Origin of the sequence: Devosia sp. FJ2-5-3 (assembly GCF_029201545.1) — a bacterium.
In the GTDB taxonomy this organism is placed as follows: Bacteria; Pseudomonadota; Alphaproteobacteria; order Rhizobiales; family Devosiaceae; genus Devosia.
This window is the reverse complement of sequence record NZ_CP104007.1, coordinates 2277010-2301301: the sequence shown is the minus strand read 5'-3', so window position 1 is coordinate 2301301 and position 24292 is coordinate 2277010. Positions and strand designations below refer to the sequence as shown.

The following is a 24292-nucleotide window of genomic DNA, read 5'->3' as shown; positions in this document are numbered from 1 at the left end:
GCTTCCATCTCCAGCGACCTAGGGTATGATTCGTGTCCGCTCCTGCCGCCTATCTCGACGCGCTCAATATCAACCAGCGCCGGGCAGTCGAGCACGGGATCGGAACGCCGGACGCTGGACCGCTCCTTGTCATAGCGGGAGCCGGCTCCGGAAAGACAAATACGCTGGCGCACCGTGTCGCCCATCTCGTCGTCAATGGCGCAGACCCGCGCCGTATGTTGCTTCTGACGTTCTCCCGACGGGCTGCCAGCGAGATGAGCCGACGGGTCGAGCGGATTGCCGGGCAGATCCTCGGCGTTGGGGCAGGGGCCGTGACTGGGGCGCTCGAATGGTCTGGCACGTTCCACGGCATTGGCGCGCGCCTGCTGCGCCAGCATGCTCAGCAGATCGGACTCGATCCGGCCTTCACCATCCACGACCGGGAAGACTCGGCCGATCTGATGAATCTCGTCCGCCACGAGCTTGAATTCAGCCAGACGGAAAGCCGCTTTCCGACCAAGGGAACGTGCCTGGCCATTTATTCCCGCGTGGTGAATTCGCAAGCAGACTTGGACGAGGTGCTGAAATCTGCGTTTCCGTGGTGCGCCATCTGGTCGGACGAACTCCGCCGCCTGTTTGGCGCATATGTAGCGGCCAAACAGGAACAGAATGTGCTCGATTACGACGATTTGCTGCTCTACTGGGCCGGCATGATGTCCGAACCTGCCATCGCCCGCGAGGTTTCGGAGCGCTTCGATCACATCCTTGTCGACGAATATCAGGACACTAATCGGCTCCAGAGCGCCGTCTTGCTGTCCATGCGGCCGGATGGGAAAGGCCTGACCGTGGTCGGAGATGACGCGCAGTCCATCTATTCGTTTCGGGCGGCGACTGTGCGCAATATCCTCGACTTCCCAACTGCGTTTACGCCGCCCGCTGCAGTCGTGACGCTGGACCGCAATTATCGGTCCACCCAGCCTATTCTGGAGGCGTCGAACGCGGTCATCGACCAATCGGCCGAGCGCTTTACAAAGAATTTGTGGACTGAACGCACATCTGCCACCAAGCCGCGCCTCGTAACCGTCCAGGACGAAGCCGACCAGGTGGGCTATGTGGCAAAGTCTGTCCTCGAAGCACGTGAGGCCGGCGTCCCGCTTAAGCAGCAGGCTGTGTTGTTCCGGACGTCCAGCCATTCAGGTCCGCTGGAAATCGAGCTCACCCGACGCAAAATTCCGTTCGTGAAATTCGGCGGCCTGAAATTCCTGGACTCCGCCCACATCAAGGACCTCCTCTCGATCCTGCGCTGGGTCGAGAACCCGCGTGATCGGGTTGCCGGCTTTCGCGTCCTGCAGCTGCTGCCAGGGATTGGCCCGGGCATTGCCGGCCGCGTTCTCAACGTTCTGGTCGCCGCCAATGATCCGGTCTGGGCCCTGTCGGAAGTGCCGCCTCCAGCGCGGGCAGGGGAGGCATGGACGGATATGGTCGCCCTGTTCTCTCGCCTTTCAGGGCGCGACACGGCGTGGCCGCTTGAGCTCGCCTATGCACGTCACTGGTATGAGCCGCTTCTCGAAGCCAGCTATGAGGATGCACAAACGCGAAGTGCCGACATTGTGCAGTTAGAGCAGATCGCCGCCGGCTATCGGAGCCGGGAGCACTTCCTCACCGAATTGACCCTCGATCCGCCTGATGCGACCAGCGATCAGGCCGGAGTGCCGTTGCGGGATGAGGACTATCTCATCTTGTCGACGATCCATTCCGCCAAGGGCCAGGAGTGGAAATCTGTGCATGTGCTCAACGTCGTTGATGGCTGCATACCCTCGGATTTGGGCACCGGCACAGCTCACGAACTGGAGGAGGAGCGGCGGCTGCTCTATGTGGCCATGACGCGAGCAAAGGACGAGCTTCATTTGCTCGTCCCGCAACGATTTTATGTCACCCAACAAAGTCGCAATGGCGATCGCCACCTCTACGCGCAACGGACACGCTTCATCCCGAGGGCGATGACGACGTTGTTCGAGGACATATTGTGGCCAGCTGTCTCGCCCATCCGGCCGGAACTCGTCGCCTCACAGCCAGCAGTGATCGACATCGCCGCAAAAATGCGGGGCATGTGGTAGGGCCAGCTCTCTGGCCAAGGAACGGAGAGCGACCCAACTCGTTGAGCTGTCTCGGAGGGATGTCATGGCAGCACGAGCCGTTTGGTCAGGTGTAATCAAGATCGCTGAACTTGTGTGTCCGGTGAAAATGTACACGGCGGCCACAACGGCCGAACGTATCGCGCTGAATATGGTCAATCGCGAGACTGGAAATCGGCTCAGGCGGGTCTATGTCGACGAGAAGACAGGAAAGCCAGTTGAGAGTGAAGACCAGGTCAAGGGCTATGAGACGAATGACGGCTCCTACATCATATTGGAGCCCGAAGAGATCGCGGAAGCCATACCGAACAGCGACAAAAGCCTGACGGTCCAGGCCTTCATTGCCTGCAACCGCATAGAGCCTACCTATTTTGACCGGCCCTACTATCTGCTTCCTGCCTCAGACGCGACCGAGGAAAGCTTCGTTCTCGTCCGGGAAGCAATGCGCCGACAAAAAGTGGCTGCGATCGCCCATGCGGTCCTTTTTCGTCGGTTGAGGCCTGTCCTTATCCGTGCACACCGGAAGGGCCTGATCGCAACGACACTCAACTTCGACTATGAAGTTCGCTCGTCAAAGCAGATATTCAAGTCGATTGGCGAGCATAAAATCGAGCCTGAGATGCTCGAGCTTGCACAGCACATCATCAAGTCCAAGTCTGGCGCGTTCGAACCGGACAAGTTCGATGACCGATACGAAACGGCCATGGCCGAAATGGTGCGGGCCAAGATAGAAGGCCGCAAGATAATTCCGTTGCGGCGCCCCGAGCCCACAAAATCGAATGATCTGCTCGAAGCCCTGCGCATGAGCGCGGGCGGGGGCGACCAGCCTTCTGCAAAGAAGAAGACTTCCAAGCGAGCAGCAACCAGGGATGTGGGGGCGCGCAAAACCGAACGGCGACGCGCCAGCTGATTTTCAGCGACCTTTTGTTTTCTTGGCAGCCGGCTTTGCCTCGAGGCTCTTTTTCAACGCAGACATCAGATCGATGACATTGTTGGGGGCGTCGCCTTCATCATCTGCCTCTACCGGGGCCTTGGCTTTGCTCGCCCGTTTGGGCTTCTGCTTGGACTTGATGATTTCGAGAAGCCGGTCCTGAACGGGGTCCCGCATCAGATCATCAGACCAGGTCGTGGTGCGCCCCGATATGATCTTTTCGACCATTCCCAACATCTTCGCATCGGGCTTGTGGTCGTCGATGGGGTCGAAATATTCGTCCTCGTCACGAACTTCATCGCCAAAGCGGAGAGTCCATAGAATGATCCCGCGATCCCACGGCTGGAGCATGACGGCACGCTCCCTGTTGCCGAGGACAAGCCTGGCGATACCAACCACGCCGCTGGCTGCCATTGCCTCGCGGATGACGACAAAGGCTTCCTCACCGACCTCGTCGTCAGGGACGACGAAATAGGGGCTGTCGTAATAGACCCACTCGATGGTGTCCTCGGGAACGAATTCGGCGATGTCGATCGTGCGTGTGCTTTCGAGCTGAACGGCATCGAGATCCTCGTCCTCGAGGATCAGGTAGTCGTCTTCCCCCTTCGCGTAACCTTTTGCCACGTCATCATCGTCGACGAGTTTGCCCGAGACGGAGTCGGCATAGCGCGTGCGGATGCGTTCGCCGGATTTTCGGTTGATGGTGTGGAAGCGGACCTTGTCGCCTTCGGTGGTGGCCGGCGTGAGCGTCACGGCGCAGGTCACGAGCAGGAGCTTGAGATATCCCTTCCAGTAAGCCCGACTAGCCATCTTGTCTCCTCTAGGTGACCAAGCAACGCAGGATCTGGCAGGGCTGTTCCCTCTCGCCGCTATCGAAGCGAGGCATATCCCCCGTTGAGCCCCGATTTGGTGTAGACAATCTGCCAGAGCTGCGCGTATCGCGCCCGGAAGGTGGCCGCAAAACTTAGCAGATAGTAGCGCCACATTCGCCTGAAGCGTTCGTCGTATGACTTGGATAATTCCGGCCACGCAGCATCGAAATTTGCGCACCAGGCCATCAGCGTCGTGTCATAATCGGCCCCGAAATTGTGCCAGTCCTCCATGACGAAAATGCCCTCGCTTGCCGTCGCAACCTGGCGTTGGCTGGGCAGCATGCCATTGGGAAAGATATATTTCTCGCTCCAGGGATCGCCATTGGACTGCGTGATGTTGCCGCCGATCGTATGCAGGAGAAAGATCCCGTCTTCGCAAAGGAGCGAGCTGACTTTGCGCATGTAGGCAGAATAGTTCTTGGCACCCACATGCTCGAACATCCCCACCGAGACGATGCGATCGAATTTGCCGTCAAGGCTCATATAGTCCTGGAGGCGGGTCTCGATCGGCAGACCATCACGATGGGCGTTCGCATAGGCTGCCTGCTCTTGCGAAACGGTTATGCCAAGACCGGTCACGCCGTAGCGCTCGGCGGCAAATTTCAGCAGACCACCCCAGCCCGAGCCGATATCGAGGACACGCATCCCCGGCTCGAGACCGATCTTGCGGCAGATGAGATCGAGTTTTGCTTCCTGTGCGGCCTCGAGGGAAGTGGCACTTCGCCAATAGCCGCAGGAATAGACCAGCCGGCTATCCAGCATTGCCTCGTAAATATCGTTGCCAATATCGTAGTGCTTGAGCCCCACTTCGAAAGCCCGCAGCCTCTGCAGATTCAGTAATTTGCCCCGCAGGGCGGACCAGGCCAAAGCCAGATCTACCGGCATCCGCGACTTGATGTCGTTTACCAGAAGTTTGTAGATGGTCTGGTCGAGTGCAGACGCATCCCAGAAGCCATCCATGTAGGTTTCGCCAAGGCCCAGCGTGCCCGCGGTCAGGACCCTGTCGAATACTTTCTCATTGTGGATCGTGATATCGAAAGGGCGTGTGCCGTCCAATCTTATGTCGCAGGCTTCGAGGAGCCGTGAAATATAAGACCGCTGAAGAGAACCCATCGCCAAGGCCCGCATGTCGAATTGCAGCCGGCATCACTCAGGCTGACACTCTTCGGCATCAAAATACGCAGAGCTCCAGGTGTCAATAATCCAGATGATCGTGCCCCGGCCCCGTCACCTCTCAGCTACCGCCCAGTTCACGCTGCTTCTTGAGATAGGTGATGGCGCTGGTAAAGCGGTCGTGGAAGTTGGACAAGCGCGAAAGGCTCGCATCTGGAATGCCCAGAGCGGCAAACTCCTCGTGCAATTCCTTCAGCGACTGTTCCATCCGGTCCGCTTCAGCGAACAGCTCCTCGATTTGGTCCTGCGTCAATCTTACAAGTGTGGCCATCGATCTTCCTCCTCGATCAATAACTAGATTGGAACGCCTAAGTTGCGGTGCCGGCCCGAGCCTACCCGGTCTTGGCCATCTGAGGGCAGGGCGCCTGTATGTCGGGGCGGAACTCAACGTGGGAGTATCTCGAATTTGAGCAACCGTTAGAGGGCGAAACGTGCTAACGCCAGCCTGCACAAGGGCGTAGGAGCCATGCCTTGAGTTTGCTCAACGATCTAACGTTGCAGGCGATTTTCTCGCGGATTCTAGGGACCCTAATTTTTGTCGGGATCAGTGGCGGCGTCTTCACCATGGCCGCACAATGGCTAAGACGCCCGGACACCGAATATGATGTCTCGTTTTCGGCAAACCCTTTTACGCACCTATCCATGCCAGCTCTCGCCATGGGAATTCTGTTCCGGACGACCTGGATGCGTCTTTGGGCCGTGTCGCCCGATAGTTTGCGGGGCGGCCGGCTATCCCTTGTGATCTTAGCGGTCGTCACCGCGGTCGCCGGAATCCTGATTGTGCCGGTTCTCGACTTCTTGCGGCCAGTTGTTGCGGATGTTCTGCCGCGAACGCTTGGCTATGCCGCGCTGCAGCTTATCCAGGCAACGCAGCAAATCGCCCTCCTATCTGTGCCGCTCAGCGTTCTGCCGCTACCAGGGCTGCCTGGCGGTCTCTTATTGATCGCGCTATTTCCCGACAGAGCCAGGCAGTTTCGCAGGGCTGTAGCACCAGTCTACGCAGTCCTCATCATTATCCTAGTCCTAGGCTGGTGGCCGGACTTTGTTGGCATGTTGACGCCCTGGCTTACGCGCGGCTGATCAGGGCACGCTCTCGCCCAGAACGCCGAGATCCGACATGATCGCATCGATCGTACCGTCGGCAGACAATTCCGAGATCGCCTGGTCCAGCTGTGTGCGCAGGAATGTGTTGCGGGTCGCTACGAGTGCACCGACGGGCACACTGGGCGTTTGGACGGGATCCAGCGAAATTATCCGAAGGTCGGCTACGCTGGGATCGCTCTCCGCCAATTCCAGCAACGACGGCTGCCAAAGCAGCATTGCCGCCAGCTTACCCTCGAGCATGCGCTTGGTCATCAACGCGAAGTCAGCATAGGGCAGCCGCTTCCAGCGCTGGTCCTGAGGCCGTTGCATGACCGTCGTGGCGAACACGCGATCGCCCAGGCTCCCCAGAGCCGTACCGATGGTGCTGCCATAAGGGATGTCGGCAAGCGCATCATATTCAGGCTTGTCCGTGACCAGTACAAATGGAACGGCGGCGTATGGGCGCGTCATACTTCCCCAGTCAGGGAAGGGGATGTTGGGCTGCACGACGAGACCCATGAAGACATCGCAGTCATTGTTGAGCTGGATCTGCAGTTCTGCAAGATACCCGTCGCCATCCAGGGGAAACCCGCGAAGCGCTTCCACGTACTCCACATCGAGAAACAGGGCATCCGCGATCGCCTGGATTATCGCACGGTCCAGCTTCCCCCCGGCGCTATAATCATCGACACAGGCCCGTATCGTATTGCCCTGCAGTGGGCGTTCGGGGCTCAATAATTGCTGCGGCAGAAGCTGCGCCTGAGCTGTGCTCGTAAGGACCGCGACAATCGCCAGGGCACCGAGCTTGTTCATCAGAGTCATCAAAGAACCTCGCCAAAATGCAGAAGGGGGCCGCAAGGCCCCCTTCCAGACTATCAGGATCACTTACTGCTTGGGCAGCTTGTAAACGAAGATCGAGTTGCCGGTACCCGACGGGATCGGGATTTCCGGGAAGGCCGAAGCGATCGAACCTGCGGCAGCCGAGAAGCCGGTCGGAACGACCAGGTACTGTTCGCCATCGAGTTCGTAGGTCATCGGCGAACCGCCGATGGGGGCGTTCAGGCGCTGCTGCCAGACGACTTCACCAGTGGTGTCGTCCCAGGCCTTGACGTAGCGACCTGCGTCACCGCCGATGACCAGACCACCGGCGGTTGCTAACAGCGAGGAGGTCATCGATGCGCGAGAACGGGCCTTCCAGCCTTCGCCTTCCGACTTGGTGGCGCCAACCTTGATGGCGTCAACGAGGCCAGCCTCGGTGATGCCTTCGGGCAGGACGCGCGGGCCGAACTTGACGGCACCGGTGGCGTTACCGGCGGTAAATTCGGACTGCGTTGCTTCCACCGTGTTGCAGGCTTCGGTCAGCGGCACGTAGAACTGCTGGGTCTTCGGGCTGTAAGCGCCCGCCTGCCAGAGCTTGCCACCCGAAACCGACGTGCAGACCATCGGCGCTTCGCCGAGGGCGGTCATGATCAGCTCTTCGTTGAGGTGAACCGTGCCGTCTTCGTCAATATTGGTGACGACGTTCTGGACAACGGTTTCCTGCGACCAGAGATATTCACCGGTGTTACGGTCGAGAGCGAAGAAGATGCCATTCTTGCCCGGAACCGAGACGATCAGGTTCTTGGTTTCGCCGCCTTCTTCCACGTCAACGAGGACGCGTTCGAACGGGCTATCAAGGTCCCAGTTATCGCGCGGCAGGTGCTGGTAGTACCACTTCAGCTCACCCGTGTCGGCATCGAGTGCCAGAGTCGAGTTGGTGTAGAGCACGTTGCCGTCTTCCGAACCACGGATGAGTTCGGCGTAAGGCGCAGGCATACCGACACCCCAGAAGGTGGTGTTGGTTTCCGGATCATAGGAACCGGTTGCCCACGGCGTGCCGCCCCAGCGGTTTTCCGGCGGGACGTCGCCCCAGCTGGCCTGCTGTTCCGGGTTGTTGGGATCGTCGATGGTGTTGAAGCGCCACTTTTCTTCGAGCGTATTGAAGTCGTGAGCGACGATGTAGCAGCCACCGGCGGTGCCGGCGATCGAGCAACCGGAGATGGCCGAGATAATCGTGTCGTTCACGACGATCGGGCCGACCGTGTAGCTGTAGCCCTTATTGACGTCAAAAGGCTGCACTTCACGCAGAACCTTGCCGTCCTTGGCGCTGAGCACGATGATCCGTGCGTCCACAGTGGTCAGAACCACGGTGTCTTCATAGAGCGCGATCGAGTTCTTCTGGCGGCGGGACTGGTAGAGCTGGTAGCCCCACTCGGCGGGCACCTTTGCGAGGGCCGGGCGATATTCCCAGATCAGGTCGCCGGTCTTGGCATCCATCGCCTGGACGATGTTGTTGTTGGTCTGCAGGAACAGCACGCCGTCATGCATGAGCGGGGCTGTTTCCTGAATGCCGACATCGGCCATTGGCCATGCCCAGGCGAGCTCGAGATCGCCGATCGTGTCACTGTTGATCTGATCGAGCGGGCTGAATGCCTGATTGTCGATGGTACGGCGCCAGCTCAGCCATTCTTCGGCGGGCGGGTTTAGCACCATGTCATTGGTGACCGGTGCATAGTTCTCGCGCACGCCCTGTGCCTGAGCAACGCTCACCAGGGTAGTAACACTGACGGCCAGCGCCAACGCGGCTTTCAGATAGGTCTTTTTCATGTAAACCTCCACTTCGGCTGCTCGTCGCCAGATGGCTCAGACAAGCATCCCAAAGCAATTCCCAACTTATTTGATCGACGGCAGTGTCTTGCCCCAGGTGTAAGCCTGAGGAACACTGGACGCTGGCACTTCTGCCTGCTCTGCGGGGGCATCCGTCGCGGGCGCGGCGGCCGACGTGATGGCCCCCAGGTCAATCGCGGCGAGCTTCACAGGGTCAGCGTCGAGCGGCGTGTCGCCTGGCTGCGCACCATTGGCCTCGAGAATATAGGCCAGGATGTTCACATAGACCTCTTCGTCGAGCAGGCCGGGTGCCTGGGGCGGCATGGCCACGGAGAAGTAGTCGAACAGGCCGGCGGCGGTGCTGAAGTTATGCATAACTTCCTTGCCGACGAGCGCTGGTGCATTGGGGCCGAGCAGTTCGGCACCGTGGCACATGGCGCACTGCCCGTCATAATCCTTCTGGCCAGCTTCGGCCTGAGCCTGGGTGAAGACCTGTGCCTGGCCCGGCAAAACCTGCATCAGCAGGCCGGTGACGGCCACTGCCATCCCGAGTACGAAGCGTGGAGATTGGTATCTCACAATTTCCTCCTAAACGTTGAAAACACTATTCCGTCGTTCTCATCTTGCAGCTCTTGACGAGCTTGCGTGATCAAGCTGCAGTGAGCGTCCAGAAATAGCAATAATACCTAGGGGAGGCCCCTACGTGGCAAATCTGTTCCACCTCGGGGGCATCTAGGGGCTGATCATTGCGTTCACGGTGACATTATACCGCGTCGCTATCGCACCAGCTACACCCTGCTGCACCAGATTGTGTGTACTTGTTCTAACCGCCCTGAAAAGCGTGGAGTCGCCTTTCCACAGCCCAAAGGAGAGGTCAAAGACCCCCAATTCTTGCTCCGACACCCATTCGATTTGCACCTCGGGCAAGTTGAGTGCTGAAAGGGTCTGTCTATCGCTGACGATGATGTCGGATGTACCATCAATCAGGTTCCGCTCCAGCTCGGAGACTGACGAAACGGACAATATCCGAAAATTTTTCGAACGCAGGAAGCGGCTTAGTGCAAGTCTATCGAGTGCAGTCGGGCCGGGAAACACGGACACGACGCCGCCTCCCTGCGACATTCTGTCCACAGCTCCGGCCATGGCCCAACCGGTCTGCAGGCCTGTGGGCAGCAATTCCAGGAAGCCCCGCGTCGAATCGTTGCGCACGACGCCTCCCGCTATGATCTGGCACTGGGCTCGGGTCAGTCGCCAATTCCGCGGGTTAAAGTCAGCCCCGATTGCCGAGTTGCGATTGATCGCCAGACGTACGCCCAGATCCCGGGCGACCAATTCGAGTAACTCGATATCGTATCCGGGGTGTCCCGGATCGGCGACGGACGCCGCCGGCAGGGTATCCGGCACGCAAACCCGCAACACACCGCTCTTCTGGACCTCGGCCAAGGAATTGTCCGGCGGCAGATAGGTCAGCGCAAACAGAATGGCCGCTGCGCCCAACAGGTTGAGACCGACTGTCTTCCATCGCGACATGGGCACGGTCCGCGCGCCTTTGGTCTTCCCCGCACTCATTGACGCTTGAAATCCACCAGGGCGATGGTGAAGAACAGCACCGCGCCGCAGGCGATGATGCCCGGGCCCAGCCATGGATCGAACTGATTATAGCCGATCAGGGCGCCCCGGAGCGCATCAACCGCGTAGGTAATCGGGTTGATCTGGACGAGGACGACAAGCCATTCGGGATAGGTCGCCGCCATCTGTGTTCGCGTCAACGAAGGATCAAGAGGGAAGACCGAGGACGAACAGAAATAGAGCGGCAGGATGATGGTGTTGGAAAATACTCCAAATCCTTCAAAGCTGCGGACACGCGCAGCGAGAATGACGCCGAAGGACGTCAGTCCGAAGGCAAGGAGGAACATCAGGCAGAGCGCAACGCCAACCTGGTTCCAGCTCAGCGTGACATCTGCAAACCGCGCCAGGATCAGCACCAGGAACCCGTGCATGGTCGCAACGCTGCTGCCCCCCAAAATCTTGCCGAACAGGACTGCCCAGCGGGGTAGGGGGGACACCAGCACTTCCCGCAAGAAGCCGAATTCTCGATCCCAGATCATCGACACAGCGAAAAGGATCGAGGTGTACATGATGTTCAGGACGATCACGGCCGGGAACAGGAACTGCAGATAGGTGAAGGGAATGACGAACCGCACTTCGCCATAGGCCTCGCCGCGAAAATAGGGGTTCAGTCCGATGCCGAGGATGAGCAGCCAAATGATGGGGCGCGACACCCCGCCGATGAGCTGCCCACGGTCGCGAAATGATCGCATGATCTCGCGCAGCCAGATGGCGTAGATACCCCGGCGCAAAATGGAGAGCTTGGTCATATCCGCTTGTTCCGTTTTGCCCGACCCTTGGGGTTTATTTCTTCGCGTTCACGCATCTCCTTGCCGGTGATGGCCAGGAAAACAGTCTCAAGGCTCGGCTCGTCGATCTGTATTTCCTTGAGAGCCGCACCAAATTCGATGAGAAGATCGTCGAGCATTGCCTTGCTCTCGATGGTAATTCCCAAGCGATCGTCGGCCAGCTGTTGCGCGGCCGGCCATTTCGCCAGCAGGCGACGCCGCGTCTCTGAATCACGGGGCAGGCAGCGAACAATACCCTTGCCGAACCGGCTCTTCAGGGCAGAAGGCGAGTCGGTGGCCTGAATGATGCCCTTGTCTATGACGCAGATCAGGTCGCAGCTTTCGGCCTCTTCGATATAGTGCGTAGTGACGAACACAGTCAGCGCATGGTCGCGCCTCTGCTGGTTGAGATAGGACCAGATTTTGGCCCTGGTCTGCGCATCAAGTCCGACAGTGGGCTCGTCCAGGATGAGAATTTTCGGTTCGTGCATGAGCGCGCGGGCAATCTCAAGCCGCCGCTTCATTCCACCCGAAAAGCTGCGCACCGGATTTTCCGCCCATTCGGTCAACTCGACGAGTTCGAGGACCTCATCTATCCGCCGCGCACGGCTTTTCCTGTCCATCCCATAGACCAGGCCGTGGAACTCGAGGTTTTCCCAAGCGCTCAAGCGATCATCAAGGCTGTCGTCCTGGAATACGACGCCCATTTGGCGTCGGGCAATGTCGGAATGCCTGCTGATGTCGACGCCTGCGAGGTAGGCATTTCCCTTGTCCGGTTTGACCAGACCGCAGAGGATATTCAAAAGTGTGGATTTTCCCGCACCATTCGGCCCGAGCAGAGCCATGCTTTGGCCCAAGGGGAGCGCCAGACTGACGTTGTCGAGCGCCTTGCGGCCGGAATAAGCATGGCTGATGCCGGCGAGCAGGATCCCGGATCGCTCAATATTGTCCATTGATCTACATCTCAATCGGCAAACACATGGCTGCGGGCACGCGCGCCCACACTCATCAACATATGGCTGCTATCAGCGGAGCGAAGGGTTTTCCAGTGCGCTATGGCAGGGGGAAGGTCAGCCCGCGTGTGGCGGGGCCAAGATATGACTGCCCCCCAATAACGCTACAACCCCGCCGCCGCAAACGCCCCGAATTCGATCCGCATTTATCGCACAAGATTACAACCGCCTATCCTTCTCTCTACAACGAGGCGAGGCGGGGATCACAGAAGCGTACAACCCCAAGGCGGTTTGGGCTCGCGGTTATGATGTTATAACTTTCACTCGATACTGATGGTCTCATGAAGCGCGTCAAGAAAACCTTCGAGCCCGCGTACGATCAGCTGATGCTTGAGTACGGGAAGCACTATGTCGTTAATCGATCGATCTCCCTCACGACGTGGAAAACGGATCAGCAGTTTTTGAACAGTTTCTTCTACCGTGTCCAAAAGGGAAGGCTGCCTCTTTTGGCGGCTACCGTTCTTGAGACGGATCCAAAGCTAATAGAGGCGTCCTTCGCGGAATACGCTGACACAGTCTCTAGAGGCGCGGCCTCCAGTCTGGCCGGACTTGTTGAGCGCTTCTATGCCTACCTTCTTGAGCGGGGTCTGGTATTAAGGGTGCCATCGTTAGCCGTCTACAGAACCGGCGCCCACACACCGCCGAAGGCCTTGACCGATGAGGAGGTCGTGCGGGTATTTGAGGTCTTGCCGCGTCACCCGGTCGAATGGATCGAGGCTCGCAATCGCGCGATCCTACACTTGTACTACGACGCGGAGCTCTTCCCGGTGCAGGTGTTTTCTCTCACAAGAGGAGACTACGATGGCTGCCGCGTTAGGATTACCGATGCGCGGACACGTTCAAAAAAGGAACGTGCCATGCCAGAAGCGGTCATCGGTGCACTCGAGCGCTACCTCGCTCTTTTGCCGGTAACACTTGATCGAGAAGATCGACTGTTCCGCCATAACGATCCCAAGCTGGCGCTACGCAAAGCTGCCTTCAGCGAGGAAATGCGAGCTCGGTCGTTAGCTGCCGGAGTTCAATTTGGTGCGGTGCTGCTGAGGATGGCAGGAGCAAGAAATCATGTCATGAGTCACCGGCGGCGTAGTGCGAACAAGACGCCAGCAGCTTGGCAAACGGCATGGAAAGACCCCTTCGACTTTGCCGAGCTTGCAAGAGCCTTCGAGGAAACTCATCCAAGGTGGGGCCGTTGAGCAGCAGCGACATAAAACTGGAACAGGAGTGGGCGGCTCAGACAGCGCAAAACCATGCTGCACGCACGATGTCCATATACAGGCGAGTGGCGAAGCATTTCATCACATGGCTCGCCGATCAGGATTTGACATTGCTTGATGTCGACCGCGAAACCTTGCTCACGTACCTGGCAGAGACCCGACCCCGCCACACGGATACGTTACGCGGAATAGGCAAACTTTTTGACTTCCTGGTCTCGCGCGGCGTTGTCTCCACCAATCCGGCGAAAGGTGTCAGCTGGAAAATCCCGCCAATTCAGCGAAAGCCTCTGGATGAACATCTGGTCCATTCGTTTCTAGATCGTCTTGCACCACCTCGTAACGGTGAGGCCTACTCCGAGGTCAGGGTCATGACCTGGGCGATTGTCGAACTGGTTTATTCGTCGGGAGTCTCGTCCAACGAGCTCATCGACCTCAAAACGTCGGATCTGGATTTCACGGCGCTGACCTTGAAGGTCGGCACCCGGCAGGTTCCCATCACTCCCAAGGCGGGTGATGCGCTGGCGTATTGGATACGCGTCAGGAACGAGAAGTATGCGGTGCCGGCCAAGTTTCTTTTTCATAGCCATACCGACCCGGGAGGCCCGTTAAGGCAATTGCCAGGGAAATTCCTTCTTCAACGCTTCAGAGGTTCAGGTCCCCTGTTCACGTTGTCGGAGCTGAGGGCAGCCTACATCTGTCACAGCGCTTCGCGCGGACTCTCGGTCATCAATTTGGCACGCATGGTGGGGATGGGTGCAAGACAGGTCGAAAATCTCTTGGAGATGCACCGCATCCAAACATAAATCCTTCGGACAACGCACCAGTCCTAGCCCCTAAGTGGAGTGGACCCCGTTTCACCGGACAGTCGGCGGTTGGGTTTAGGCACTGAGGCGCAGGAACTCGCGTGGTGAGCCGAACTTGAGCCCGGAGTGCGGGTGGACCTCACAGTAATCGTCGATCCATTCTGGCAGCAAGGCCAGGATGGTTTCGGCGTCTGGGAGGATAACGGTTGAGGCGTAGTCCCTTTTCAGGGTTTTGACGAAGGCCTCGGACATGCCGTTGCTCTGTGGGCTTCTGACCGGGGTAAAGAGCAGGTCGATGCCCAGTGCGGCGGCCACTTGCGCAGTTTGCCTGGCGATATAGGCGCTGCCATTGTCCGAGAGCCACTCCAGTCGATGCGGGACCTTGAGGGTCCGGAAGCGGCGTTCGACAGCCGCGATCATCAGATCACAGACCATCTCGCCGGAGATGCCAGCGTTGGCTACGGCCGACCATGCGATGATCTCCCGGTCACAGGCGTCGATGACGAAGACGATGCGCACTACCTCGCCATTGCGGGCATGGATCTCCAGATGATCGGAGCACCAGCGGATGTTGGAGCGCAGGGCAACGACGACGCCGTCGTGGGTGCGGGTGGGCCGCAGAGCCGTATGCTTTTGAAGGGTGAGCCCGTTCTGCTGCATGACCCTGAGGACCCGCTTGGTGTTGACGATGGGCTTGCCCCCCTTGCGCCGCTGCCGGTTGAGCAGAGCCGCCAAGCGGCGATAACCATAGGTGGGTCGCTGGTCGATGATCGTGCGCAGTTGGGCAAGGAGAGCCACATCATCGGCCTTCCGATAAGGTCCGCGCGGCTTGGATGGCTTGCTGGCGCGCTTGATCAGGTTGGACCTGGATATGCCAAGTGTGCGGGCAATAACGCTCATTGGGTATCGTCCTCGGGATTGCTCCACGACAGCAAGGGCGAGGTCCGTTTTTTTGGGCGCGCGAGATCCAGGGCTTCTCTGAGGATCTCGGCTTCCATGGTCTTCTTGCCGAGCATGCGCTCGAGATCGCGCACGCGCTTCTCCAGCTCGCGTACCTGGGAAGCGCCAACAACATCTTCGTCCGCCTGGACGGCAGCATGGCCGCCTTCGAGCATGCGGCGCTTCCAGGCAAAGAGCTGGGAGGGGGAAATGCCGGCGCGACGTGCCACGTAGGAAACGCTCATGCCCGGCTGCATGGCTTCCTCCACCAACCGAACCTTCTCGGCCACTGACCAGCGCCGGCGGCGCTGCACGGAGGTGATGACTTCGACCCGTCGGAACGGCTCATCGGGACTCTTGGACATAGTCGTACTCATAGGCGCATGCCTATGCCTTATCGGCTATGCCGACTGTCCGGTCAAAATGGGGTGCGCTCCACTAAGCGATGTGATCATTCCGCAGACGAAGCGTTCCTGCTTCGTGTCACACCATGCCAAAGCCTGGAGGCTGATATCCTCCATCCGAGTCCGAATACCTCGGGGCAATATCGGTGTCGCGTCGGGTTCGGATCGCAAGGTAGCTGCGGGGCGAGACAAATGTGGCGACACCCATGATGCCGCCGGTGTCTCAGAACTGACTTAGCGCAATTGGGCTACTCTGGCGCTGCCTCGAACTGGATAAGTCCCGTGTCGATCAATATGTGGTGGGCGATCGCGAGCAGTTTGACTTCATCGTCATGAAGCTCATCGCCCGACAGGGCATGGTGGATATCATTGGCGAGCTGGGTCATCATGATGATGTAGCTGACATGGAGTGCATAGAGGTTGCGCGTCAGTTCTGCATGATAGATCGGCAGGAGTGATGGCCCACGCTTCTCTCCGATCTCCATGATGACGATATTCTGGAGCAAGTCCCTTTGGGAAACGTGAGCTGCGCCGCTCAGGTCTCCGTAGACCCGGCCCATGTTTCGCAAGACGCCTATCGTGGCATGTGGGGTTTTCGCGTCGCGGCGCCGACCTGCGGTAAATTCCTCAACCGCCGCGACAATTTCATGCTCCTGCCGCAACAATGTAGCTGCCTGCGGGTAGAGACCCTCGACCACAGCCGTCTCGACCAGTTGGATGCCCTGAACGAAATGCGCGACGAGGGTGATTTGACCTTGCACGTCCTCCCGATCTTCAGGGATCGGCTTGCCGGCAATACGAGACAGGAAATTGATCAATGCGCTTACGGCTGAAGCATGAGCCTGGCTCAGAGCCTCCCAATCCTTTTCGGATTTGAATTTGTCGCGATTGGCCTGGGAGCGCTCCACATGTTTTCCACCGTAGATGGCAACTGGGCCGAGGGTTTTCTCCGCGATGTTCCCCATTTTGGCCATCCAATCGTTGCCGATGTCCCAGTCGCCCATCGCGTTCTCACTCATTCGCCGCAAAATTCGTTATCTGTTGCCGGTGTCAGCCGCCGGCCGCTCGTGCTGCGTCCTCGACCCACGAACTGATGTTGTAGTAGCCGCTATCACGCACCCAATCATAGACGGATACGTACGCTCAAGACCGAAGAACTCCAGAGGATTGCGGCCTTGGTAGTCTGTGCCGCTCACAGGATCCTTGATGCTGTGGATGTCGATCGCGATGATCCCCATCTTTCGTTTTACGCTTTGCGCGATCTCGTACCTGACCCATTCCCGATCGTACGTCTCATAGCCATAGAGAATTGCGGTGACCGAACAGCCGGTGATCTGATCATCGATCCAGGCCTGGATGCCGCCTGCGCGACGCTTGGCTTCCTCAAAATCGGCAGCATCGTAGAATGGCGGGGCAGCTCCCTTTTCCCTGACTACCCATGAGTTGCGAACCTGCTGGATGCGCTTGACGTCGCGCTGATAGTGGAAACTGAAGAATACTCGCCTGACGGTCATCATCGCTCCTCGAAAACTCGAGTTTGAAACGTCACATCAGGGCCGAACTGCGCCACGAAGCAGATGCCCGTCCTTGTGGTTGAAAAAGTGGCCGATGCCGCCGCTGCTGGTCTCGTCGACATGGCGATAGAGTTCGAGATACTCGTTACCGTAGGTCACACCACCGGCAGACGTCTGCACGATCATGATCGAGCGGTTGGCTTTCTTCCCGTCGGCATAGCCCAGTTCCCACGGACACCAGCGGCTGGTCATGGAGTTCTGGGTAGCGAGGAACAGGAACAGGTCCAACTGTACGATCTTACGCCGGATCTTGTCCGCCGTTACCGCGTTCGGACGATCCGGCATCGAGGTATCTTCCCAATCGATATACACGTCCCACCCAAGCCGATTGAGGCGGGCCTGAAGACCTTTGGCGAGCTGGGCGTCCTTGTGGCTATGGGATAGAAATGCGGTAGGCGCGCCCCGGACGGACACCTTCTCGATCGACTTACGTGCGACCGTTCTTGTGGCTTCTGAAAGCAAGCTCAGTTGATCGAATGCCATAGGTAGGTCTCTACAGTTTTTCTATTCGGCAGCCAGAGCTTTGACGGCATCGATCGTCGGTTGCAGCAGCTGATTGAGGTCATCGACAGGTTGGTTGAGTGCGGTGACGGCACCAAGGAGTGCCGGCGACATGGAGCTTGGGTCCTGGAGCATCTCGGCGGCGAGATCATGGGAGATTGATCCGGTCGCGCCCACAGGCACTGTCGCGACACCCTGCGCCCTGGCAATGTCGAATTCTTTGCGCACGCCATCGGCCGGCACTATCGCACCGTCGACTTCCTTGTTTCCCAGGAAGAAGAGTGCGATGCCCGGCAGGGAAAGCAACTCCTGCCGATACCGGTGCCAAATCGCGGCGCGCTCGTTGGCGTCGGCGATGTCCCTGGGGAACGGACGAACCTGAAGAAAATTGTCGAGGCGCGTGTTTTTCTTGGCGTATGCCTTCTCGATCGCGCCACTTATCAACGAGTTCCCCACGCCCAGCCCAAAACCGCTGACGATCTGAAAGTCATTGTCGGCCAGAATGGAACCAAGATCGCGGAAGAAGGAATTGACCGCCACTTCGCCCCATGGTGCGAAATCGGACGCGCTGCCGGAAACGAACACCAGCCGTCGCCGGTAAAAGCTCTCGATCGTCATGAGAGCCTCGGTGATCTGAGCGTACTCGTCGATCTCGAGGGCCGTGACATTGTAGCGTTTCAGGTCCGTGACCATGTGGCGATGTCTGGCTTGAGCGTAGGCGAAGTCGGCATCGCTTTCGAAGTTGTCCCGATGCGGGATACGAACGAAGCAATAGTGTTCGCGCTGGCCGGTCTGGTACCGCAATCGCAACTGCGAAAGGACATGGTCGAGGTTAGGATCGGAGAAACTGAAACCGATGAAGAGAAAGGTCTTGCCTGTCAGATCGCCGACCAACGCATTGACGAATCCAAGGTGCTTTTGGCCGTAGGACTCGTAGTCATCGCGGGTGAGTACGGCCTCCTGGGGATGGTCGACATCTCCGTGCATCTTATAAACCACAGCGTCGCGCTTGGGCTTTGTCACTGGCAGTTGGCTGTCGATGTGCTTCACATCCGGCGTCTTCCGCGCATCGATGAGGGCGCTTTCTATCAGCCGATCGTAGTTTGTGGTCCAGTATGTGCGGATCGGCAGCCGCGCCAGTATCTCGTGATTTTTCGATGGCGCAGCAAGGCCCGGAAATGCGGTGATCAAAGCTTCGTTGAGGTGGGCTCGATTGCCCAGTTTATGATTGAGTGAGAACTGGGCGAAGCGCACGAGGTTGTCGCTCTCCCGATCAATGCTGAGCCCCAACTCTTGGGCAAATGGTGCCAGAAGGGTTTTCCAGTCGACGAACCCCGCATCGGCCGACATTCCCGCACCGGCGAAGATCGCGACGGTTCCCTCCGCCATGTCGCGGGCAAATTTTCGGCAGAATGAAACCACTTCAGGTGGAAGAGACATTGTCGAAAACCAAAGAATCGGTGGAAGGATTGTTTGGGTAAATCGTGAATACCATCAAGGATTTCGTCAACGAGCCGGCAAGCTCCTACCGGTTTTATTTGCTTAGCCAATTTTGACTTTGAGGATTGCATGGCGCGTCACACATTCTTTTCGTATCACTATAATCCGGACGTGTGGCGTGCATGGAACGTGAGGAATTCCTGGGTGGGGAACCCGGGCACGAGTCAATCGGTCGGCTTTTTCGATTCAAGTGTTTTCGAAGCCTCGCGAAGGGAAAGTCCCGATGCGTTGAAGCGCTTCCTCCGCGAGGGGCTGGAAGGAACTTCGGTAACCTGTGTGCTCGCGGGTGCGGGGACCTATGCGCGACGCTGGGTTCGTTACGAGATCGCCAGGAGCATCGTCAAAGGCAGTGGCCTTTTGACCGTTTTCATCCATGGCGTGAAGAACCGCAACGGAGAGACCTCATCGAAAGGCCCGGACCCTCTCGATTTCATGGGCGTCTACAAATCAGACGGACAGATCTACCTATGTGAAAAGGTGGACGGCTCTTGGCAGAAGTATGCTGACTATCAGCTCGCCATTCCACCAAACGTGCTTTGGTTCTCACCGCCGACCTCCAACACCGTTGTCGTATTGTCCAGCCATTGCTTGGCTTATGACTTCGTCCAACAGAACGGGCGTCAGAATATTGGCGGCTGGATCGAAACCGCGGCAGGGCTGGCAGGGCGTTGAAACACTCTGTCCTTTAATGCAGGCATGCACCTCTGTCTCCTGTAGGTTGGCGTCATCGATTCCGCGCGAGACAGCCTATGCCCCAAGACCATTCGACCGCCATCATCCGATGGCGTGAACAGCTCGACGTAGTCGGTCCGGGCCTGGATGCGTTCGATCAAACCGCCACAGTCTCCACCATGCTCTTTGCCTGCAGGTCTTGGTTGCGCAATCACGCGCCGGCGGCCGACCCGCAAATGCAGGACAAGATCCAGTACATAGACAATGAATTGACCTCCTGGATGACTGATCGAGGCCTGGCCTTCACCGGGTAGCGATATGCCTGCTAACGGGTAGGGCGGCTACATCAAGTCACTCGGGTGTAGGTTTCGCCGTCGATAACTCGCTGCACCTGTTCCTTGTTTAGGGCGCCAATCCGCTCGGCGATGACATCGGCGCCATGATCCTCGGCCAGGTGACGAATACTCCGCACCTGATCCACCGAGAGACGACCGTCGCGACCGCAAATCTGCGCTACGGCCCATTCGTCGTCCTTCCATTTCTCAGATACCCACGGAGCAGGAAGGCCGCGTCGGGGATTGTCGCGGAGCCATTTTTCAAGCAGGCCGTCGCGCTCGTCGGGTGTTGGTATGATGCGGGGCGCCAGCAACCCATGCTCACGTAGGTACTTCAGACCTGATTTGCCGCCAGGGATCATGTTGAGCCGACGCTGGTCGTGCCAATGCGCCTGAACGAGGTACTCCTCGGTATTGTACAAGACTTCGACATCGTCGGTGATGCCCATGACCTTATGGTGGACGTAGGTGATGCGCCCGGCTTCTTGCTCCTCGCGGAACTTACGGTGGAACAGCAATGGGCTGCCTGTCTCGATATGTCGTCTGTGCTCGGTCCATCGTTTCTGCCAGCTTCGAGTTGTCACGCCGACATAAAAATATCCGTCGATGGGGTAGGACGAGCCGTTCCCGAAAATGTGCTCATAGAGGACGTAGGACTTCTTCACCCAGGTCTGGGGTGCCAGCAACATCCTTGCGGGCGCGGAGAAGAGCAGGGAGGGGGTCTTGAGTCCCGCGACGTTCGGCGACGGGTCAAATCGCCGTGTAGCTGCGAGTTGCGCAGGATCGGTAACGACGTCGACCTGTATGGTCGGCTCAATAGCTATTTCGTTCTCTTCCAACATCTTCCCGGATCCGAACTGATCCGGTCCGACAGCGCGATGGCCGATGCGCGCCTTTTGTTGCGGTACGATGTACATGGGCTGGTCGCCCAAAGAGATGATTTGCACCACGGGGATATCTTGGCCAGGTTTCACCCTGATCACGCCATGCTCTCGCATTGCACTGCCGAGCCAATGGGTACCATATGGAGTTCTGCACCACTCCTGCAGCAGTGCTTCGACCTCGCGCAGACGACGATGCATCGGCTTTGGCGCCAGGTGCTCCCACCAGTCGGCATTGATCTTGACCATCGTCGCTCCTTCGCCTTTGCATGGAGTGTCGTCCGGGTCGTATCGAACATCAAGTCTTGGCAATGCCGACGGCTTGGTCGCCGCCAGCTTGATCCGCATCGACGTTATCCACGGGCGTGTAATCGATCCTGTGCCTGCCGTTACCGGATGGCGCCTACGCCAGTTTCACCGTCCATGCCCACGGTCCACCGATCGCGAGACAGCGGACTAGCTGCTGCAGACGCTGTATTAGCGGGCTGAACTTGCTCGTGCGCGCCCAGAGCCAAGGGAGTGCAAGCATAGTAGGTCGACTTCGGGGTTGACACTTGTTCTTTGTTTGTTCTTTTATGACGCAGCTCACGTAGGCAGTGCGTGACCTTTGATCAAATGCCCCAATTCCGGGGCATCTTCCGAGGACACGCCATGAACGACCTTGCGCCCATCGCTGGGCAAGATGCGGACCTGTTGGCCCGCGCATACATCGATCAGCTGGCAAAAGCTGAACAAGTCAAAACCAGATCCATGCTCAAATCCGTTGTTCCGGTCGATCCGTTGTCGGAGTTGCTGGGCGGCATCGATCAGGTTGACGACGACGGCCCGCACCTGCGTGTGGATCTGGTGATGGCGGCCGTGCTTTTGGCCAAGGCCGTCGCATCGGAACCGGGCTTGGCGGCTCGGCTCCGTCGTGAGGCTCCCATTCTCACGATTGAAACGCATACCGCCGAAATGGTCCCGCTGGTGGCTACGGTCTTTGAGGACTGCGCCACCAGCGGCAACCGCGGCTCACATGTGGTCTCCAGAGACGGCTCTGAGCGCGGCCATACCCCTGAACGGGGCAACGCGGATGTCATCGCATCGCTCAATCGGCGCAAGCTTACGGCAGGCGTGGCCCCTGACGTGAAGCGCCAGCTGCCGATTAGCCTACAGCGTACGGCGGAGTACAAGCTCTCGATACCTGCTATCGACGGATGGTCAATCGGTCTGGTCATCGAGGCGTGTGCTGGCGCTCCGATAGCTGGACCAATCGATCCGCAGGTGATCCGAAACGCCGATCTCGGCGACCTATCGCTTGCAATTCGCGTGGGTCTTAACCCGGAAGAATGCCTTCGCCGCTTGAGCAAGATTATCGATGAGAAGGCCAGTTTTGCTGCCGACGGTCCTGAGCTTAAGGATCTTCATGGGTACGGTGACGCCATGGCCTGGGCCCTCGATCTCGTCTCCGATCTGGGAGACTACAAGCGCGGCGAAATCGAATGGGATGACGTCGACAATACCGGGTTGCTGTTGGCGGGTGCGCCAGGCCTGGGCAAAACCAGTTTTGCCGTGGCAATCGCCAAGACGGCCGGTGTGCCTTTGATCGCAACGTCGGTGGCAGAATGGAACGCGGCCAGTTACCTGAGCGGAACCCTCCAGGCGATACGCGACGTGTTCGGCCAAGCCCGCCGCAGTGCGCCCTGCATCATGCTTATCGACGAATGCGACGGCATTAGTGATCGGTCCACCGTCTCCGGCGAGTATACCGAGTATTGGCTGCAGATCGTGAACTGCCTCCTGGAATGCATGAGCGGCGTCGCAAACAACAAGGGCGTAGTGATCATCGCGACCAGCAACCACCCAGAGAAGATCGACGCGGCAGTTCGTCGGGCAGGGCGCCTGGACCGCACGATTACCCTTGAAAAGCCGAGTGCCAAAGACCTGGCGATGATTTTTCGCCACCACATCGGCCGCGACGCGCTGCAAGATGTTGACTTGATGCCGGCAGCGCTGGCTGCCACGGGCCAGACCGGCGCCGATGTTGAAAGCTACGTCAAAAGAGCAAAAGCCGTTGCACGTCGTGCACGCCGTCCATTGGGAGTTAGCGATATCCTTCACCAAATTCGGGTCGGTCGCCGGCAGATGAGTGTCGAAGCGCGCCACCGGGTTGCAATCCACGAGGCCGGTCACACCATCGTCGGAAGGGTACTGGAGACCAGCCGCTTTCTTGGAGTCTCGATTGACGATAGCGGCGGCGTGACGGAATTCGCCGACACGCTGGATCTCTCCATTTCCCTCGACAAAGTCTCCGACCTCATCTGCTTGATGCTGGCGGGCAGGGCCGCCGAGACTCTGGTTCTTGGAGACGTAGCCGTCGGTTCTGGCGTTGGGGAAGGGTCGGATCTGTTCCACGCCACCAATTTGGCGCGGATGGTTGAGGCTTCCGGCAATGGCAAGTTGCGAAACTTGTATCTACCCCCGGACCTGTCTCACAACGTCCTGCAGCTCCCGGGTCTGATGGTGGCGGTCAAAGAGCGTCTCGATGATGCCGAGGCTCGCGCCATCGAAATTCTTCGGACCCGCGCCACTTTGCTCGAAGCCATTGCGTCCCGGCTTGAAGAGGCGGGATGTCTGTCAGAAGCAGATATCGACCTGATAATGTCGGAGTGCGATGTGACGGAGGCTGCACAATGATGGAGCCCCTTCATCATCAACTGGCTGCTGGCGAAATCAAAGAATCGACGCTCGACCTGATGGATGCCGCCCACGGACTCGAGAGAGACCTCGGACTGGATCCGGGCGCGGTGATCCGTGAGTTGACCTCAATGGTACAGCGCCGGCGTCAGTTCGAGGTTCTAAAGCGCGACCACGATGTTCGTCATCGCGGGTATTCCACATGGTAATCTTGAGCAGAGAGACCATCCTTGCCGGACTTGAGGCGGCGCGGCGCATTCAGGCAGGTGCATCGCCGACGGCTGCCGACATGGCGACAGCGCCGCTGCTTGACGCTTGGATGGTCGAACAATCCATCGGCGGCATCTGTCGACTTGTGGGGATGGTCACGGGCCACCCCTCTCTTCCTGACGGCTTTTGCCGAACGAGCGTCCTCTTGGTTATTGACGATGACTGCAAATGGGCCCGAACCGTGAGTAGACTTTATGCTTTGGGACGCCCGTTGCAGGAGGCGGCAGAAGGCCAGACGTTCGTAGAGCCGCCTTAGCGGCTCCATCTAGTCGCAAAACAACCGGTTGGGCCGGGG

24 protein-coding genes are annotated in these 24292 nt (G+C 58.5%); 9 read left to right on the top strand and 15 right to left on the bottom strand.

All coding sequences use genetic code 11. The features are described from left to right. Nucleotides 1-32 precede the first annotated feature (32 nt). The gene (locus N0P34_RS11145; protein ID WP_275603320.1) at nt 33-2096 is read left to right on the top strand and encodes an ATP-dependent helicase; all 2064 of its coding nucleotides are present in this window, start codon (nt 33-35) and stop codon (nt 2094-2096) included. A gap of 64 nt (nt 2097-2160) precedes the next feature. Then, nucleotides 2161-3024, top strand: a complete 864-nt coding sequence (locus tag N0P34_RS11140; RefSeq protein WP_275603319.1) for a Ku protein — start codon at nt 2161-2163, stop codon at nt 3022-3024. A 3-nt stretch (nt 3025-3027) separates the two neighbouring features. Here the strand turns inward: N0P34_RS11140 and N0P34_RS11135 are convergent, their stop codons facing one another. The 3 genes from N0P34_RS11135 to N0P34_RS11125 form a co-directional block, all read right to left on the bottom strand. After that, nucleotides 3028-3855 carry a Ku protein gene (locus tag N0P34_RS11135; RefSeq protein WP_275603318.1) on the bottom strand — a complete coding sequence of 276 codons (828 nt, stop codon included), beginning with the start codon at nt 3853-3855 and terminating at the stop codon, nt 3028-3030. Between the two features lie 59 nt (nt 3856-3914). Next, nucleotides 3915-5030, bottom strand: coding sequence for a cyclopropane fatty acyl phospholipid synthase (gene cfa, locus N0P34_RS11130; protein ID WP_275603317.1), 1116 nt, complete (start codon nt 5028-5030; stop codon nt 3915-3917). A 121-nt stretch (nt 5031-5151) separates the two neighbouring features. Continuing rightward, nucleotides 5152-5361, bottom strand: a complete 210-nt coding sequence (locus N0P34_RS11125) for a hypothetical protein (protein ID WP_275603316.1) — start codon at nt 5359-5361, stop codon at nt 5152-5154. Nucleotides 5362-5561: 200 nt separating this feature from the next. On the opposite strand from N0P34_RS11125, the gene N0P34_RS11120 reads away from it, so the two are divergent. Further along, nucleotides 5562-6170 carry a hypothetical protein gene (locus tag N0P34_RS11120; protein WP_275603315.1) on the top strand — a complete coding sequence of 203 codons (609 nt, stop codon included), beginning with the start codon at nt 5562-5564 and terminating at the stop codon, nt 6168-6170. Here N0P34_RS11120 and N0P34_RS11115 read toward each other — a convergent pair whose 3' ends face one another. From N0P34_RS11115 to N0P34_RS11090, 6 genes are all read right to left on the bottom strand, one after another. Continuing rightward, on the bottom strand, nt 6171-6986 hold the full coding sequence (locus N0P34_RS11115) for a transporter substrate-binding domain-containing protein (RefSeq protein ID WP_275603314.1): 816 nt from the start codon (nt 6984-6986) through the stop codon (nt 6171-6173). It abuts the gene before it with no gap. A gap of 72 nt (nt 6987-7058) precedes the next feature. Beyond that, a complete protein-coding gene (locus N0P34_RS11110; protein ID WP_275603313.1) occupies nt 7059-8819 on the bottom strand; it encodes a PQQ-binding-like beta-propeller repeat protein in 1761 nt (586 codons plus the stop codon). A gap of 66 nt (nt 8820-8885) precedes the next feature. Beyond that, a complete protein-coding gene (locus N0P34_RS11105; RefSeq protein WP_275603312.1) occupies nt 8886-9398 on the bottom strand; it encodes a cytochrome c in 513 nt (170 codons plus the stop codon). A gap of 153 nt (nt 9399-9551) precedes the next feature. Continuing rightward, nucleotides 9552-10349: a hypothetical protein gene (locus N0P34_RS11100; RefSeq protein WP_275603311.1), complete on the bottom strand. Its 798-nt coding sequence runs from the start codon at nt 10347-10349 to the stop codon at nt 9552-9554. Nucleotides 10350-10384: 35 nt separating this feature from the next. Further along, on the bottom strand, nt 10385-11197 hold the full coding sequence (locus N0P34_RS11095) for an ABC transporter permease (RefSeq protein WP_275603310.1): 813 nt from the start codon (nt 11195-11197) through the stop codon (nt 10385-10387). Continuing rightward, nucleotides 11194-12168 carry an ABC transporter ATP-binding protein gene (locus tag N0P34_RS11090; protein ID WP_275603309.1) on the bottom strand — a complete coding sequence of 325 codons (975 nt, stop codon included), beginning with the start codon at nt 12166-12168 and terminating at the stop codon, nt 11194-11196. The genes N0P34_RS11095 and N0P34_RS11090 overlap by 4 nt, the downstream gene beginning before the upstream one ends. Before the next feature lie 341 nt (nt 12169-12509). Here N0P34_RS11090 and N0P34_RS11085 point away from each other — a divergent pair, with 341 nt between their 5' ends. Then, nucleotides 12510-13421, top strand: a complete 912-nt coding sequence (locus N0P34_RS11085; RefSeq protein WP_275603308.1) for a hypothetical protein — start codon at nt 12510-12512, stop codon at nt 13419-13421. Beyond that, a complete protein-coding gene (locus N0P34_RS11080; RefSeq protein ID WP_275603307.1) occupies nt 13418-14245 on the top strand; it encodes a hypothetical protein in 828 nt (275 codons plus the stop codon). The genes N0P34_RS11085 and N0P34_RS11080 overlap by 4 nt, the downstream gene beginning before the upstream one ends. A 75-nt stretch (nt 14246-14320) precedes the next feature. On the opposite strand, the gene N0P34_RS11075 is transcribed toward N0P34_RS11080, so the two are convergent. The 5 genes from N0P34_RS11075 to N0P34_RS11055 all read right to left on the bottom strand — a co-directional run bounded on the left by N0P34_RS11075 (nt 14321) and on the right by N0P34_RS11055 (nt 19103). Next, nucleotides 14321-15549, bottom strand: a protein-coding gene (locus N0P34_RS11075) for an IS3 family transposase (RefSeq protein WP_275603306.1) whose coding sequence is annotated in 2 segments (ribosomal slippage) — nt 14321-15201 and nt 15201-15549 — 1230 coding nt in all. Because the reading frame shifts where the segments join, the coding sequence is not laid out codon by codon here. Nucleotides 15550-15836: 287 nt separating this feature from the next. Further along, nucleotides 15837-16607: a hypothetical protein gene (locus tag N0P34_RS11070; RefSeq protein ID WP_275603305.1), complete on the bottom strand. Its 771-nt coding sequence runs from the start codon at nt 16605-16607 to the stop codon at nt 15837-15839. Between the two features lie 15 nt (nt 16608-16622). Then, on the bottom strand, nt 16623-17105 hold the full coding sequence (locus tag N0P34_RS11065) for a TIR domain-containing protein (RefSeq protein WP_275603304.1): 483 nt from the start codon (nt 17103-17105) through the stop codon (nt 16623-16625). A gap of 33 nt (nt 17106-17138) precedes the next feature. Next, entirely contained in the window at nt 17139-17645 is a 507-nt protein-coding gene (locus N0P34_RS11060) for a toll/interleukin-1 receptor domain-containing protein (RefSeq protein WP_275603303.1), read from the bottom strand. 21 nt (nt 17646-17666) lie between these two features. Beyond that, nucleotides 17667-19103, bottom strand: a complete 1437-nt coding sequence (locus N0P34_RS11055) for an SIR2 family protein (RefSeq protein WP_275603302.1) — start codon at nt 19101-19103, stop codon at nt 17667-17669. Between the two features lie 129 nt (nt 19104-19232). Here N0P34_RS11055 and N0P34_RS11050 point away from each other — a divergent pair, with 129 nt between their 5' ends. Both N0P34_RS11050 and N0P34_RS11045 read left to right on the top strand, forming a co-directional pair. Beyond that, nucleotides 19233-19835 (top strand): TIR domain-containing protein, encoded by a 603-nt coding sequence (locus N0P34_RS11050; protein WP_275603301.1) that lies wholly within the window; start codon nt 19233-19235, stop codon nt 19833-19835. A 77-nt stretch (nt 19836-19912) separates the two neighbouring features. Then, nucleotides 19913-20149, top strand: a complete 237-nt coding sequence (locus N0P34_RS11045) for a hypothetical protein (protein ID WP_275603300.1) — start codon at nt 19913-19915, stop codon at nt 20147-20149. Nucleotides 20150-20181: 32 nt separating this feature from the next. Here the strand turns inward: N0P34_RS11045 and N0P34_RS11040 are convergent, their stop codons facing one another. Further along, on the bottom strand, nt 20182-21399 hold the full coding sequence (locus tag N0P34_RS11040) for a hypothetical protein (protein WP_275603299.1): 1218 nt from the start codon (nt 21397-21399) through the stop codon (nt 20182-20184). A 303-nt stretch (nt 21400-21702) separates the two neighbouring features. On the opposite strand from N0P34_RS11040, the gene N0P34_RS11035 reads away from it, so the two are divergent. Continuing rightward, nucleotides 21703-23727, top strand: a complete 2025-nt coding sequence (locus N0P34_RS11035; protein WP_275603298.1) for an AAA family ATPase — start codon at nt 21703-21705, stop codon at nt 23725-23727. Continuing rightward, nucleotides 23724-23936, top strand: coding sequence for a hypothetical protein (locus tag N0P34_RS11030; protein ID WP_275603297.1), 213 nt, complete (start codon nt 23724-23726; stop codon nt 23934-23936). Before N0P34_RS11035 ends, N0P34_RS11030 begins: the two co-directional genes overlap by 4 nt. The last annotated feature ends 356 nt before the right edge of the window (nt 23937-24292 follow it).

Excerpts from the sequence above, each read along its gene's own strand:
- N0P34_RS11140 (WP_275603319.1), top strand. The coding sequence starts at position 2,161 with ATGGCAGCACGAGCCGTTTGGTCAGGTGTAATCAAGATCGCTGAACTT.
- N0P34_RS11135 (WP_275603318.1), bottom strand. The coding sequence starts at position 3,855 with ATGGCTAGTCGGGCTTACTGGAAGGGATATCTCAAGCTCCTGCTCGTG.
- cfa (WP_275603317.1), bottom strand. The coding sequence starts at position 5,030 with ATGGGTTCTCTTCAGCGGTCTTATATTTCACGGCTCCTCGAAGCCTGC.
- N0P34_RS11125 (WP_275603316.1), bottom strand. The coding sequence starts at position 5,361 with ATGGCCACACTTGTAAGATTGACGCAGGACCAAATCGAGGAGCTGTTC.
- N0P34_RS11115 (WP_275603314.1), bottom strand. The coding sequence starts at position 6,986 with ATGAACAAGCTCGGTGCCCTGGCGATTGTCGCGGTCCTTACGAGCACA.
- N0P34_RS11110 (WP_275603313.1), bottom strand. The coding sequence starts at position 8,819 with ATGAAAAAGACCTATCTGAAAGCCGCGTTGGCGCTGGCCGTCAGTGTT.
- N0P34_RS11100 (WP_275603311.1), bottom strand. The coding sequence starts at position 10,349 with ATGTCGCGATGGAAGACAGTCGGTCTCAACCTGTTGGGCGCAGCGGCC.
- N0P34_RS11095 (WP_275603310.1), bottom strand. The coding sequence starts at position 11,197 with ATGACCAAGCTCTCCATTTTGCGCCGGGGTATCTACGCCATCTGGCTG.
- N0P34_RS11090 (WP_275603309.1), bottom strand. The coding sequence starts at position 12,168 with ATGGACAATATTGAGCGATCCGGGATCCTGCTCGCCGGCATCAGCCAT.
- N0P34_RS11085 (WP_275603308.1), top strand. The coding sequence starts at position 12,510 with ATGAAGCGCGTCAAGAAAACCTTCGAGCCCGCGTACGATCAGCTGATG.
- N0P34_RS11070 (WP_275603305.1), bottom strand. The coding sequence starts at position 16,607 with ATGAGTGAGAACGCGATGGGCGACTGGGACATCGGCAACGATTGGATG.
- N0P34_RS11065 (WP_275603304.1), bottom strand. The coding sequence starts at position 17,105 with ATGATGACCGTCAGGCGAGTATTCTTCAGTTTCCACTATCAGCGCGAC.
- N0P34_RS11060 (WP_275603303.1), bottom strand. The coding sequence starts at position 17,645 with ATGGCATTCGATCAACTGAGCTTGCTTTCAGAAGCCACAAGAACGGTC.
- N0P34_RS11055 (WP_275603302.1), bottom strand. The coding sequence starts at position 19,103 with ATGTCTCTTCCACCTGAAGTGGTTTCATTCTGCCGAAAATTTGCCCGC.
- N0P34_RS11050 (WP_275603301.1), top strand. The coding sequence starts at position 19,233 with ATGGCGCGTCACACATTCTTTTCGTATCACTATAATCCGGACGTGTGG.
- N0P34_RS11045 (WP_275603300.1), top strand. The coding sequence starts at position 19,913 with ATGCCCCAAGACCATTCGACCGCCATCATCCGATGGCGTGAACAGCTC.
- N0P34_RS11040 (WP_275603299.1), bottom strand. The coding sequence starts at position 21,399 with ATGCGGATCAAGCTGGCGGCGACCAAGCCGTCGGCATTGCCAAGACTT.
- N0P34_RS11035 (WP_275603298.1), top strand. The coding sequence starts at position 21,703 with ATGAACGACCTTGCGCCCATCGCTGGGCAAGATGCGGACCTGTTGGCC.
- N0P34_RS11030 (WP_275603297.1), top strand. The coding sequence starts at position 23,724 with ATGATGGAGCCCCTTCATCATCAACTGGCTGCTGGCGAAATCAAAGAA.